The sequence below is a fragment of the Enterovibrio norvegicus FF-33 genome (assembly GCF_000286835.2).
Classification (GTDB): domain Bacteria; phylum Pseudomonadota; class Gammaproteobacteria; order Enterobacterales; family Vibrionaceae; genus Enterovibrio; species Enterovibrio norvegicus_A.
The window spans coordinates 2,519,382-2,533,451 of sequence record NZ_AJYD02000038.1 but is presented as its reverse complement, the minus strand read 5'-3'; the positions used below and the strand labels follow the sequence as shown (position 1 = coordinate 2,533,451).

Here is a 14,070-nt window from a genome sequence, read left to right as displayed (position 1 = left end):
TTTATCGCAACCGAGATAAGCTGCGCGCAATTGCAGTACGTTCCTGTGTCCAGATGAAAACAATTTCATTATGATGTCTAGGAGCGGTCTGATGACGAATAAGACAGAAAGCAGGGTAGCGTATGACAATGGATAAACCGACACAGCTAACAACGAATTCACCAGCGGTGAAAAAGCGTAGAGTTACCGTCGTGGAAGTGGCGGAAGCGGCCGGTGTATCTGTCTCTGCGGTATCTCGTGCGTTCAACCCCGAAGCCAGCATTTCACGACCCTTGCGTGAAAAAGTATTTAAAGCGGCGGCGGCATTAAACTACAAACCTAACCGAATGGCACGTGGCATCAAATCGCGCTCAAGCCTTGTCGGTATATTAATGACGGATTTCAATAACCCTTTTTACTTACCGATCCTTTCTCGTTTCACGTCTGAAATTCAAAAGCGAGATTGCCATAGTCTGTTGATTAACGTGAACAGTGATATGGATATTCAAGAAGCGGTAGAGCTGGTCATGGAATACAACGTAGACGGCTTGATCATCACGTCGGCGTCTTTGCCTCAGCAACTCGTGGATGCGTGTCGATCCCAAGATACACCTGTAGTGATATTCGGCCGCGATTCCAGTGACAACAGCGTCACAGTCGTCAGTTGCGATAATGTGTTGGCAGGCAGAATGGCAGCGGACATGTTGCTCGATGCAGGTTATATGAGACCTGCGTTTGTTGCTGGCCCAATCGGTACCTCTGCGACCGTCGATCGTCAGCGAGGCTTTATTAGCCGCTTAATGGAGCGTGGGTGTAACCAATGGCAGGTGGTAGAAGGTGGCGAATTTAGTTACGACGCTGGATACGATGCGACACTGCGGGTGTTCAAAAACTCTGAACGACCGGATGCCTTGTTCTATGCCGATGATATTATGGCCTGTGGTGGTATGGATGCGTTGCGCTATGAGCTGGCGTTGAAGATACCGCAAGATGTCGGTGTGCTGGGGGTGGATGATATTCGTCTTGCGAAGAGTCGCTCTTATAACTTGTCGACGATTCGACAACCGAATGAAGAGATGATCCAATCAACCATGGATGTGCTGTTTGAACACATCTCTAACCCAAATCTACCGCCGCAATCTATTACCCTGCCGTGCGAGCCCGTGCTTCGTGGCTCGACGCAAAAACACCGTTAACCGCACTCAGCCATTAACGCGGAATCAATGAATCATCAAGCCATTGAACGGCTCGGCGTACAGTCGGTTTCGTTGCAGTGCTAGGGATTTGAGCGGGAATACTGGTAGCATAGCGTTCTTGATTAGCGCAGCATGAAACGGCAATGAATCCATCTCTTCGTTATTTAAACGGTTATCCCGAGCATTTGGTCTCCCAAATTGAGCGCCTTGTAGAAAGTGGTAAGCTTGGTGCGTGGCTTACTCAGCGTTACCCAGGCAAGCATGCGATCACCACTGAAAAAGCGTTGTATGACTATGTGATGGGGTTTAAAAATCAATACCTCAAAAAGTCCTCACCTATCAGCAAAGTGGCGTATGACGGAAAAATCCATGTGGTAAATAACGCACTGGGGCTGCATAGTTTTGTGTCGCGCGTTCATGGCAGCAAGCTAAAAGCCAAAAATGAAATTCGTATCGCTTCTATGTTTAAAGAAGCGCCAGAACCTTTTCTGCGGATGCTGGTGGTTCACGAATTGGCACATTTAAAAGAGAAAGAACACAACAAAGCGTTTTATCAGCTTTGCTGCCATATGGAGCCTGATTATCATCAGTTGGAATTTGATGCGCGGCTGTATCTAATTCATTTGGAGTTGACTAAGAAATCATAAAAAACGCGCTCACATGAGCGCGTTTTTCAATTGCAGGATCTGTGGGTTTTATAGCGAGAATTTTCGGACGATTTCACTCACATTGGCGGTGATACGGGTCAGGCCTTTTGCCTCATTTGACAGTGTTTCCGCACCCACAGCGGTGCTTTTACCCAAGCTGTTAAGCGATTCAACCGTTTGGTTAATGTTATTTACCACGGTGTTTTGCTCTTCGGCGGCAACGGCTATCTGACTGTTCATGTCGCGAATGGTGGCAACAGAATGTGTAATGGCTTCTAACGCTTCTCGCGTTTTATCGGCTTTACTCGAAGTTTGTTCAGCTTCATCCATGCTGATTTGCATGGATTCGACAGAGCGCTTAGATTCATTTTGAAGCCTATGAATCAGTTCTTGGATCTCTTCGGTGCTCTGCTGGGTACGACTTGCAAGGCTGCGAACCTCGTCAGCGACCACGGCAAAACCACGGCCTTGTTCACCAGCACGTGCGGCCTCGATGGCGGCATTGAGTGCCAATAGGTTAGTTTGCTCGGCAATCCCACGAATAACATCAAGAATGCTGCCTACGTTTTTCGTTTCATTTTCTAGGTTCTGAATAATATTGCTCACGTTACTAATGTTGGTGACAAGTGAGTCAATACTTGTGCGTGTTTGATCTAACACGACTTGCCCTTCACGAGCATGTTGGTCTGCTTCATTCGCAATGTCCGACGCTTGCTGCGCATTTTGAGAAATATTGTCGACGGTGCTGGTTAACTGATTCATCGCGACGGCTGTTTGGCCCAACTGTTCAGCTTGTGATTCAGAGTTCGTGGCTGTCTCGTCTGTCACAGTGACCAGTGTGCCGGACGCATTGCTCAGTGTTGTAACCGAATCATTGAGTTGGGACATAATGTCTTTGAGGTTATCATTCATGTCACCCATAGCAGCGTAAATGCCTGTTGCCTTCTTATCGGAATTGAAGTTTTGAGTAAGGTCGCCTTGCGCAATTTGTCTTGCCATTTTCTCGATGATTTTAGGTTCACCGCCAATCGGTGAACGAATGGCTTTGGTGACCAGCAAAGCAAGGGTAATACCAACAAAAATGGCAACAAGAGAGACGACGATGACGGCTTTAACGGCAGACTCACTTTGAGTTTGTGCCTGCGGGCCTAAGGTATCTTGTGACGCCCTGATGGACTGTTTGAAATCCCCAAGGTTGGTGGTGACTTGAGGTCCAATCACATCGAGGGTTCCTGCGATCCTTTCGTTTCGTATTTTGATGATTTCAGCGGTTTTCTGAAGTGCTGAAATATACGTGAGGTGAGCATCACTAAAGCTTTGGACGAGTTCATTCTCAGTACGGGTATTCGCGCTTGATTCTAATATGTTGAGAGGTTTAGTCGCGGCATTGAGTTCGTCCAACGAACGACTTAAATCGTTTTGGGAGTTGCTGATCAGAAATTTTGAGGCAAACAACCTACCCAGTAGTAACTTTTCCTGTACCTGCGAGGCGTAGAAAGAGGTTGCCGAATCACCCGCTTGATAAGCCTCTTCAATCAAGGTTGTCATGAGCTTACGCATTTTGAGGCCGCTGGGGTCTAACTCCTCACTGACCACTACATTTCTGTCTTTAAAGTCTTGTACGACGCTCGCGAACGTATCGCCGTATTGTTTTAACAAGACCTTTGATTCTTCAAGCTCGCGAATGCGTTCAGGATTGGATTCGTGCGAGAGAATGGTTTGAATACCGCTACTAATACGCGCCAATTCTTCGTTCACTTTATCTATCTGTGTAGGGTCTTGTGTTTTAAGAAACTTCAGTGCGCTAAGGCGTGCGCTTAAAAGTGCAGATTGCACTTCACTGGCTTCATTAGAGCTTCTCGCCAGACCACGATATTCCGTAAAGCTATTGAAGCCGCTAGATAGCCCGACATAGCCTACCGTTGCCACAATTAGCATCAGGATCATGACTGATGAAAAAGAAACAGTTAATTGCTGGCCCAGCTTTAGGTTGCGTAACATCTAATAGCTCCTAGAACGATACGGTTTTATAAAATCAACGTATTAAACAAATAGCTCAGTAGTGAGACGGCGGCCATTTTTTCGTGTGCTTTTTCCCCATGTAAATAATGAGAGGATTGCTTTAAAGAGGCTATCCCAAGATTTACGAGCGCAGTTGATAGGATTGTCCTGTGATATAAATCGAAAATAATTCAAATAGTTACATGTGTTTACACTTCGCATTCTTTGTCGGTGAACGTTATAGTAAATAAAAATATTTACTAAGATAATATGCCTGGCTAGGCGAGGAAAATCGGATGACAGAACATTCATATGGGTATTTTTTGCGGCGGGTTGCTCTGCTGGGTTTTCCTCTCGTACTGCAAAGCTTGTTATTTAGCAGTGCAGGTTTCATCGACAGTCTTATGGTTAGTCAGTTGGGCACACAGGAAGTGGCAGCGTCTAGCATCGGTGCGCGGGTATTTTGGTTTACGGGTATCTTTATCTGGGGAATGGGCACCGGAATGGGCGTTTTACTTGCTCAATACTGGGGAGCTGAAGATGAACATGGCCTAAGACGAAACTTTGCGCTCGGTACGACCATCTCAACGTTTGCTTCTGCTTTGTTGTTTGCTTTTTGCTGGTTCTTTCCTGATGTCATTCCTTCTTTGTTTAAAGCCACGGGTGAAACGGCCGAACTCGCCGCGAACTATCTGCAAATCATCAGTGTGGCGATTTTGGTTGCTGGGCCAAGCATCTCGATGGATGCTGCGTTGCGCGCACTAGGCAAAACCAAAACGACGATGACCATGTCCATCATTGAAATTGGGCTAAACGTTGGGCTGAGTTTCATTTTGATCTTTGGCTATTTAGGTCTGCCAGCCATGGGGTTAATGGGGGCAGGCTTAGGAACGGTCATTGCACGGGTATTACGTGTCTTCATGTCGGTGGCAGTGATTTATTACTTGAGTCCTCCATTGATTCTTGGTCTTCGGGATTTTTCTTTCTCTTCTCGTATCTTCAATCGCTATTTGACTATTACGCTGCCAATTATCGCGGGGAGTTTGATGTGGAGCGGTGGCATTTTTGTCTATCAACTCATTATGGGTCGTATGGGTGAAACCGAATTGGCGACCATGGCGATTGTATCGTCACTCGAAGCACTGACACTTTGCGTCGCATCCGGTTTATCGGGAGCAACCGCGATTGTGGTGGGGAATGCGCTTGGCGCAAACAAACTGGCCATCAGTGAGCGGTATGCTCGTTATGCGTTAGTGACATCAGCATGTGTCGGTGTGCTTTGCGCCATGCTTGTATTGTCTTTACAGGCCGTTGTTTTGTCTTTATATGCCCAAGTTAGCCAAGATGTCATTGCGCTAGCGGCACTTTGTTTTCCAATTATTGCTATCAGTACGGTTGCGAGAAACATTAACATCACGCTGATCGTGGGAATTTTACGCGCAGGTGGCGATGCCAAATTCTGTATGAATATGGATGTTGTTTGTCAGTGGATGTGGGCAATTCCTATGACTGCACTGGCAGCAATGTGGTTCGATATGCCGCTGCAGTATGTGTTTCTGATGATGACATCAGAGGAGATTGTAAAGCTCTATCCCACTATTCGTCGTGTGTTTGGTACCAAGTGGGTGAATAACCTCACACAAGAAAAAGCAGCCAGTGCGTAATGGATTATGTTCATCTTGAGTTCTCGGACTTGAGATGAGCTTGCCTAATTGTCTATGCATTTAACACTTCTCTGTGATTTTCTCACTTCTGACGCATTTTTTGGGCTTGGTTGAGAGAAAATTGCGGCATTGTTACTTTAATCTCATTCTTTTCTCGTCATTATTCTGGTTCATTCATCATCGATGCATGCAATGTTATTAATTCAACTCGCTGAGTTTAAGCTGAAGCTATGTAACAAGTGTTGTTGTTGTTTGTCTTGTGATTAAAACTGATGTCACAAACAACGTTGAATGAATGTTAGCTGTCTCTAATATGAGTTGACATCTAATCAGTGACACAGCTTTGAGCCACGATGGTCTTTCTTTGCTATCCCCGCTCTTTTGCTCCTTGCTCATTCATACAGCGTCACATTATAAAATGAGGACAAGGTATGTCAGACATTAACGGTACAAGCGGCGCAGATTTTCTCTACGGTTCAGATGGTAAAGGCGATAACTTACTGATGAACGGCGACTTCGAAGCCTGGGGCGATGATGGCGCAAGAAAGTGGGGTCTGTTTCAAGATCACCAAGTGGCAGGTTGGTATACACCTGGCACGATGAAAATTGAGCTTCAACAAGGCTCTTTTGGTGGAACACCTGCTAACGCCGCTGACAATACTGTTATGGAACTTGATTCCACTGGCAATACTTGGGTTCAACAAGATATTAATGTCACTAAGCTAACCGAAGATAGCGATGCCTCTCTTAACCTTTCCTTTAGCTACGCTAATCGATACAAAGGTGATAATCACGCGACGAGCCAATTCCAAGTCAAAGTGTTTGATAACGAAGGTAACGTTCTTTATACCAAATATTTCGCGAACACCCAGTCGAATGAAAGCTACGTTGATTTCGACATAGACTTCTCTGTTCCTGAAGGCACGACAGGTGTGACGCTACGTTTTGAAGCTAAAGGCCAGTCTGATAGCTACGGCGCGTTGATTGATAATGTGGCACTGACCACATCAGCAACGGGTGATGTGAACGACACCATCAATGGTCTTGAAGGCAATGACACCATCGACGGTGGTCAGGGTGATGATACGCTGATTGGTGGCAACGGTGATGACACGATCTATGGTGGTGATGGCGACGACGTTATCTATGGCAATGATGGCCAGTGGGGTAATGGTGGACGTGAATTGTTGACTAACGGTGACTTTGAAGATTACGGCAATAACACCACTAATCAGTGGGGTTTGTTCCACGATCACCAAGTAACAGGTTGGTATACGCCGGGTAGCAATAAAATCGAACTGCAACAAGGCCAGTTTGGTGGGACACCAGAAAATGATAAAAGTAACTCGGTACTTGAGTTAGACAGCCACACAAACACTTGGGTTCAACAAGACGTCGATGTAACCGGTTTGGCGACCGACGGCGATGCAGTGCTAGAGCTGTCATTTGATTACGCAAACCGTTATCGCGGTAGTGACCATTCAACCAGTCAGTTTGAAGTGAAGGTTTTCGACCAGCAAGGCAATGTTATTTACACCAAGTATTTTGACAACACCCAAGCTAACGATCACTACGAATCGTTCACAGTAGATGTGGTGATTCCTAAGGGTGTGGATTTCATCACTCTTCGCTTTGAAGGTGAAGGCAAGTCTGATAGCTATGGCGCATTGATTGATAACGTCTCACTGAAACAAAAAGTGAACGTGGAAAGCGACAATGACACGCTGTTTGGTGGTGATGGCAACGACACCATCTATGGTGAGCACGGCGACGACATCATTGATGGCGGCGCTGGCGATGATACGATCTTCGGCGGCGTGGAATATACCCAATCACTGAATCTTCGTCATGAAGACGGTGCGACTCTGTATGATCTAGAAGGTCAGGGTACGGTGACGTTGGAATTGAGCAACTTCACCCACAGTGCAGCCTACAACAACAGTGTTGGCTACTATGTGCTGGATGAAAATGGCAACATCGTTCGTGCCGCTGTGATTGCAGATAACGTGAAAAATGTAACAGATCTGAGCATCGAGATTGATGTGTCAGGCGGTGAATCTTTTGGTATGTTCCTCATTCCAAATGGCGATCGCAAAGGCTTTGATGTCGGTTCTGTCGAACTAAACCTTTCAGGTAGCAGCTCAACCATTACTCAAGGCGGCGCAAGCTCTGTGGTCTATGTGTCTAACGCTGCAGAAAACGGCGACGGCAAAGATCATGAAAACGTTGATGGTGACCGCTCAAGCTGGGAAGACCTTTGGAACTTGGGTGATAAAGACTTTAACGACACCAGTTTCAACATCATTGTTTCACAAGATAAAAACTACACTGACAATGACACCATCAATGGTGGCGCAGGTAAAGACGTTATCTACGGTGGTGACGGTCAGGATACTGTCCACGGTGATGAAGGTGATGACATCATTAACGGCGGTAACGGTGATGATGTATTGTATGGCGATGCGGGTAACGATGTGATCAATGGCGGCAATGGTGACGACATTCTTTACGGCGGCGATGGCGACGATAAACTGTTTGGCGCAAGCGGTGATGACTCACTTTATGGCGGCGCGGGCAATGACGTACTGCAAGCTGGTTTTGAAGATGACATCATTATGGACGGTGGTACTGGCTTAGATTTGTATATTGGTAGCGAAGGTAACGACACCATGTACTTCGATCAGGAAGACTTCTCTGATGCGTCATTTCTGACCGCTAATGGCAATATTTATAGTGGTAACCGTGGATTCGATAAGATCATTGTTGAAGGTGATGCAAATGTCGATTTCTCGGGTTCTTCATACGGCGTTACCACCAGCAGTAAGCCGATTGCTAACGTTGAAGCCGTAGTCGGCGATGCGGGTGATCAAACAGTGACGGTGAATGCATTTGCGATTCAATCACAGTCTGATCAGTTCCAAACGACCACCAACGTCGACCCTGGCGATTGGGATGGCTTTGTGGCTTACCTTGGTGAAGGTGATGATACCTTTAACCTTGAGGCGCTTAACTGGGCCTATGATGCATCGGCTACACCAACAGCGGCATTGTCTGCCGACATGATTGCTTTTATGGGGCTGAACTCAACAGAAGTAGGCGAGTTGGAAGCGTACGTGTTTAACCACAACGGTTCTGGTGCATCGATTACCGTTTGGACAGACGCTGAAAACATCCAACAAGACGGTGACAGTATTTTCTAATTGGTAGAATGCTAGCAAAAACAAAAACGTCCGACACATTGTGTCGGACGTTTTTTTATGTGCTTTTTATTTCCTACAGGCCAATACAAGTATTAAGCTCGCTGCTTTTCACGCAGTTGCGCCAATGCCACCTCAAACGTCGCGGCTTGCATGTCTTCATCTAATGCTCGGTGAAGCAGTGCTTCCATCGATTCGGGTGCCAAGCCGCCAATGGGTGGATCCGTGTCCAAATTGGTTGGGAAGGAATAACCGTCGGTTGCTGTGGTAATAATGGCGTTTTTTTCATCTGGCGATAACGCATCGTTTCGCCATAAATTCAATAACACCGGATAGACTTTGCGGCAGATATGGGCCAGATCTACTGTCTCCATCGGCTTGCTAAATGCAGACGAAACCTGCAACAGGTTCGCAGAACGATGAAAGTCTAGCGTGCGGTTCTCGCCAGCAGCATGAAACAGTGCTGGGTTAAAAAACACGGCATCACCTTTTTCTAACGGGACCTGAACATAGTTATTCTCGAAGTAATCTTGAAACGCTTTCTCATGGTAAGCCATATACCCAAGTGGATAGTGTTGCGAAAAAGGCAACAGTTTCGTCGGGCCACTTTCGAGAGGCATATCAGTGTGAGCCACTGCACCTTGCAGCGTGAGCATCGCCGACATTTGTTGAATGTGGATAGGGTAGCGTGCAGTTTCTTGTGGTTGTTGAAAGCCCAAATGAAAATCGCGATGTGATACTTGCGCTGCGCCGCCGGGGCGTACAATGTTCACTTGTGCTGTCATTTGATAATGCGGGCCTAGCCAAGCCTCAGAGACGATCTGCAATAAGGGGTTTTTATAGTAGTGAACAAATACCTCAGGATTGGCTTCTGCACTTTTTTGGAATACGTTCCAGATGCGTCCATTCGCTTGGGGCCCCGTTTTGCCGAAGTGGTCACCCGCGCCATAACCACGCTCATTTTCAAGGATCTGTTCAAACACCTGACTCATGGCGTCGATAATACTGGTTTTCGCGTAGAAGCCTTTGATGGCAAACACGCCGGGACCATGAAGCAGCACATCGGCCATTTCATTTTGAAACGCGTTAACACTGTCTGAATCACCATTCGCAGCAGCACGAAGATCGGCACCATCATAGATCACGACATTTGAGATGATGTCGGCAGCCAGCGGGTATCTCTCTGGCTGGACGCTTTGTTCGCAACTTATTTTAAACGCGTCTAGATCAACATCGGATATCTGAAAAAAAGACGTCGATGTTCCTTGTCCATTTCTGCGCATTTCCCTTCTCCTTCGGCAAATGAATTGCATTCAGTCTATTTCAAGTTAAACGATAAATGAAATATAAATTTCATTTTATTGAGATTTGAAAAAAATGTTCTATTATTGGCAGACACATGAAATAGTGTTAATCGAAAACACGATGAAATCAGTCTAAATGACAAGGAGACGTTATGTCTGAACTGCTTTCGAAGAGAAAGAGCCCAGATGATCAGGGGCGTTATCAACACATCACGCCGGAATCAGCAGGGTGGAAACATGTGGGCTTTGAAGCCTTTCTGCTGGCGGCGGGTAAAACACTCTCATTTAACGCTAACATCGACGAAGAGCTCTGTATTGTCTTGGTCGGTGGTAAAGCCGAAGCCGTCTTGTCTGGAAATACACTGGGTGAAATTGGCGACAGAGAAGGACCTTTTGATCGGAAAAAACCGTTTTCTTTGTATGTCACCGCCGGTGACTCTGCCACGTTGACAGCCACAACAGCGTTGGAGCTTGCCGTTTGTCATGCGCCAGGAAAAAGCACATTTCCTTCACGCCTTATTGCCCCAGGAGATGTTGACGCAGAAGCGAGAGGACATGGCAATAATCAGCGCTATGTACACAATATTTTGCCTGATGATAAAGACGCCGACAGCCTGTTGGTTGTCGAGGTCTACACTGACGAAGGATGCACAAGCTCCTACCCAAGTCACAAACATGACCGTGATGCGCCGCCCAATGAAACCCAATTAGAAGAGACTTACTATCATCGCATAAACCCGCCTCAGGGGTTTTGTATCCAGCGTGTTTACACCGATGACAGAGCGTTGGATGAATGCATGGCCGCTTACGACGGTGATGTTGTGCAAGTCCCGCGTGGCTATCACCCTGTGGCAACAATGGCAGGCTACGACAGCTACTACCTGAATGTCATGGCTGGGCCAGTACGTAAGTGGTTGTTTAGCTGGGAGCAGGACCACGCTTGGATAAATACGTCGGAATACGCCGATAAACACACGGGTTAATCAACCTAACTTAATTTCACAAAGGGGCGCAGAGGTCATTCACCGCGCCCGCTGTTTAAAAGCCAAAGCAAAAGGAGAGGCTATGTTTAATATTGCGCTGTTTGGTTGCGGACGTATTGGTAAAGTACACGCCGTCAATATTGATGCTCATCCCATGACGCAGATCCGCGCTGTGATTGACCCCTACACTGAAGGGGCGGCGCAATTGGCTGAGAAATATCATGCCGATGTGATGACGACAGAAGAAGCCTTGGCCGATCCTGATATTCATGCGGTATGTATATGCTCTGCGACGGATACTCATGCAAATCTCATTGAGCTCGCGGCCAAAGCAGGCAAGGCGATATTTTGCGAAAAGCCGATAGATCTCAGTCTTGATCGGGTTCGAGCCTGTTTGGATACCGTGGCAGAATCCGCTGTGAAATTCCTTGTTGGCTTTAATCGTCGCTACGATCCACAGTTTCGTACGCTAAAAGATCTGTTTGAAAGCGGCGCGATTGGCAAAGCAGAAACCTTGGTGATCACATCACGTGACCCATCACCTCCGCCTGCGGATTATGTGCGCGTATCTGGTGGTATTTTCCGTGATATGTCGATCCATGATTTGGACATGGCACGTTTTATTATGGGCGAAGATCCCGTGTCGGTGTCTGCTCACGGTGCGTGCTTAGTTGACCCTGCGATAGGTGAGGCTGGCGACATCGACAGTGCTGTGATCGTGCTCCACTTCCCGTCTGGCGCAATGGCAAACATCATCAATAGTCGACGTTCAGGTTATGGGTATGATCAACGTATCGAACTCCATGGCAGTAAAGGCATGCTCAAAGCGGGCAATGTACGTGAACATTTGGTTGAACATTGGGGGGAAGACGATTGCAGCAGCGCTAAACCACAGTATTTCTTCCTTGAGCGCTACAAAGAAGCCTACATTGCCGAGTGGCAACACTTTGTCGATGTACTTGAAGGCAAAACTGAACCGCAATGTACAGGTATTGATGGCGAGCAAGCGCTTGTGCTGGCAGAAGCCTCGTTGGAATCACTAGAAACACATCAGACGGTTAATCTAACGTAAATTCGTTAGGCTTCAATGGATAGAAAGAGGATGCAGTCTTAACATTGCATCCTCTTTTTTATTGTGGTCAACTTTTAAGCATGGTTATATATACAGTATACCCAAACAACCTCGCCCTTTGGGAGCCTCTCATCTCGTCCACTTTATTGTCGAAAAGCCTTGAAAGGGGAGACCATTCCTTCGGCTTTTCTCCTTAAATTGAACAAGATGAGAGGCTCTGAATCCTGCATCTTGAGGTTGCTTGGGGATATATTTTGGTGTTCATCGCTAATCACTGTTAAGGACAAAACATGGAACGTTGCAGCTGGGCTAATGTCAGCCCGATTGATCAAACCTATCACGATGAAGAGTGGGGCGTGCCAGTTCACGACGACCGTGAACTGTTCGAAATGCTGATATTGGAAGGCGCACAAGCCGGACTCAGTTGGACCACTATATTGAAAAAGCGCGAAGGCTACCGTGTTGCGTTTGATAACTTTGATATTAAAACTGTGGCCGCTTATGACGAAGCTAAAATAGCGGCGCTACTGTTAAATCCGGCGATTGTTCGTAACAAGCTGAAAGTGAATGGCACCGTGACCAACGCCAACTTGGTGTTGGCTATTCAGAAAGAATACGGCAGCTTCGACAAGTATATTTGGCAATTTGTCGGTGGGACGCCGATCGTGAATCATCGAGAATCAATGGCTGATGTACCTACTTCGACGCCCGAATCCGATGCCATGAGCAAAGCACTTAAAAAATTAGGCTTTAAATTTATAGGCACCACGATTTGTTATGCCTATATGCAAGCGACAGGCATGGTGAACGATCATACTAAAACCTGCTTCCGTTATGGTGTCGATGTGGGCGAGTAGGGTTAATACTTACTAGAAACTAGAAACTAGAAACTAGAAACTAGAAACTAGAAAAAACGGGCGATGTCACTGCCCGTTTTTTGGTTTTGTATTAGTCCTTCTTGTTCATCCGCACCACTGCGTACACGACCAAACACATACCGATGCCGTGAAAAACAGTAAAGGTTTCATCGAGCAGGATAATTGCAAATAACGCTGTAATGGCAGGACCAATGTTACTGGTCAAACTCAGTGTTGACGGGGTTAAACGCGCCATTGCTGCTGCTACAAAATATGACGGAAGTACCGTACAGAAAATGCCCATGGCGACACCTATCAAAACCAGTTCATTCGACATGGCGCTGAAATCTGCGCCTTGAACTTGGTGCTGCATCATGATCACCACGCCCGCGCTTCCCATGCCTAAGCTAGTGAATAGCTGTGCGCCCATTTTACCAATGACTTTCTTGCTCAGTATCAAATAGATGGCAAAGACCAAGGCCGACGCAATCGCCATGATACTGCCCAGCCACACTTGCGAGCCAAAGGACTGGAAATCATGCACCACAATCATGGCCACACCCAAGTAGCCAAGCAGGATGCAAATGAACGTCCCTTTCTGCGGCGTTTCTTTCAGGAATATCCAACTGATAGCGACCACGAATGAGGGGAAAAGAAAAATCAGTAACCGCTCAAGCTGGGCAGAGATAAATTCTAAGGCGAGAATATCGAGCAGTGAGGCGAAGTAGTAACCCAATACACCGACCAGGGCAGCTTGCCAGCCATATCGGCGTACCTTACTTCGTTGATCGGGATCTCGGCATAGCCAGAGCAGCATGGCGATATAGAGAGGGAGTGACGACGCGGCACGCAAACTCATGATCGCTGTTGCATCTCCACCTACGGCATAGGCGAGTTTGATCAGTACAGGCTTGATAGAAAATAGCACGGTACCAATCAGGGCATAGATAATCCCTTGGCGATAATTTGAGGAGGGTTGCGCACTGACAGTGGCGTCGTTCATGGTTAACTTCCTTGATGTTGTCTTACTAATCAAGGCTGTGAGAACGAGGTCCGGCTGCGTTGCTCACAGCCGGGAACGAAACACTCTACCGACTGAGGGGCATAAGAAGAAGGAGCCAGAGTGATTGAGCGAACGTGGTCATTGAGAATGAAAATCCTTATTAATGA

General features: G+C 46.8%; 10 protein-coding genes. 7 read left to right on the top strand and 3 right to left on the bottom strand.

The window, feature by feature from the left end:
- Positions 1 to 128: 128 nt before the first annotated feature.
- Positions 129 to 1,175: a LacI family DNA-binding transcriptional regulator gene (locus tag A1OO_RS19225; protein WP_017004124.1), complete on the top strand. Its 1,047-nt coding sequence runs from the start codon at positions 129 to 131 to the stop codon at positions 1,173 to 1,175.
- A gap of 143 nt (positions 1,176 to 1,318) precedes the next feature.
- A complete protein-coding gene (locus A1OO_RS19220) occupies positions 1,319 to 1,822 on the top strand; it encodes a M48 metallopeptidase family protein (RefSeq protein WP_016961351.1) in 504 nt (167 codons plus the stop codon).
- A gap of 48 nt (positions 1,823 to 1,870) precedes the next feature.
- On the opposite strand, the gene A1OO_RS19215 is transcribed toward A1OO_RS19220, so the two are convergent.
- Positions 1,871 to 3,823 carry a HAMP domain-containing methyl-accepting chemotaxis protein gene (locus tag A1OO_RS19215; RefSeq protein WP_017004122.1) on the bottom strand — a complete coding sequence of 651 codons (1,953 nt, stop codon included), beginning with the start codon at positions 3,821 to 3,823 and terminating at the stop codon, positions 1,871 to 1,873.
- Positions 3,824 to 4,119: 296 nt separating this feature from the next.
- Here A1OO_RS19215 and A1OO_RS19210 point away from each other — a divergent pair, with 296 nt between their 5' ends.
- Together A1OO_RS19210 and A1OO_RS19205 are read left to right on the top strand one after the other, a co-directional pair.
- On the top strand, positions 4,120 to 5,487 hold the full coding sequence (locus A1OO_RS19210; RefSeq protein WP_016961353.1) for an MATE family efflux transporter: 1,368 nt from the start codon (positions 4,120 to 4,122) through the stop codon (positions 5,485 to 5,487).
- Between the two features lie 431 nt (positions 5,488 to 5,918).
- Positions 5,919 to 8,687 carry a calcium-binding protein gene (locus tag A1OO_RS19205; protein ID WP_016961354.1) on the top strand — a complete coding sequence of 923 codons (2,769 nt, stop codon included), beginning with the start codon at positions 5,919 to 5,921 and terminating at the stop codon, positions 8,685 to 8,687.
- A gap of 92 nt (positions 8,688 to 8,779) precedes the next feature.
- On the opposite strand, the gene A1OO_RS19200 is transcribed toward A1OO_RS19205, so the two are convergent.
- On the bottom strand, positions 8,780 to 9,967 hold the full coding sequence (locus A1OO_RS19200) for a phytanoyl-CoA dioxygenase family protein (protein ID WP_016961355.1): 1,188 nt from the start codon (positions 9,965 to 9,967) through the stop codon (positions 8,780 to 8,782).
- A gap of 173 nt (positions 9,968 to 10,140) precedes the next feature.
- Between A1OO_RS19200 and iolB the strand changes: the two genes are divergently transcribed.
- The 3 genes from iolB (at position 10,141) to A1OO_RS19185 (ending at position 12,900) form a co-directional block, all read left to right on the top strand.
- Positions 10,141 to 10,971, top strand: a complete 831-nt coding sequence (iolB, locus tag A1OO_RS19195; protein WP_016961356.1) for a 5-deoxy-glucuronate isomerase — start codon at positions 10,141 to 10,143, stop codon at positions 10,969 to 10,971.
- Positions 10,972 to 11,053: 82 nt separating this feature from the next.
- Positions 11,054 to 12,043, top strand: a complete 990-nt coding sequence (gene iolG / locus A1OO_RS19190) for an inositol 2-dehydrogenase (protein ID WP_016961357.1) — start codon at positions 11,054 to 11,056, stop codon at positions 12,041 to 12,043.
- A 290-nt stretch (positions 12,044 to 12,333) separates the two neighbouring features.
- Positions 12,334 to 12,900 (top strand): DNA-3-methyladenine glycosylase I, encoded by a 567-nt coding sequence (locus A1OO_RS19185; RefSeq protein WP_016961358.1) that lies wholly within the window; start codon positions 12,334 to 12,336, stop codon positions 12,898 to 12,900.
- A gap of 91 nt (positions 12,901 to 12,991) precedes the next feature.
- Here A1OO_RS19185 and A1OO_RS19180 read toward each other — a convergent pair whose 3' ends face one another.
- Positions 12,992 to 13,903, bottom strand: coding sequence for a DMT family transporter (locus A1OO_RS19180; protein ID WP_016961359.1), 912 nt, complete (start codon positions 13,901 to 13,903; stop codon positions 12,992 to 12,994).
- Positions 13,904 to 14,070 lie beyond the last annotated feature (167 nt).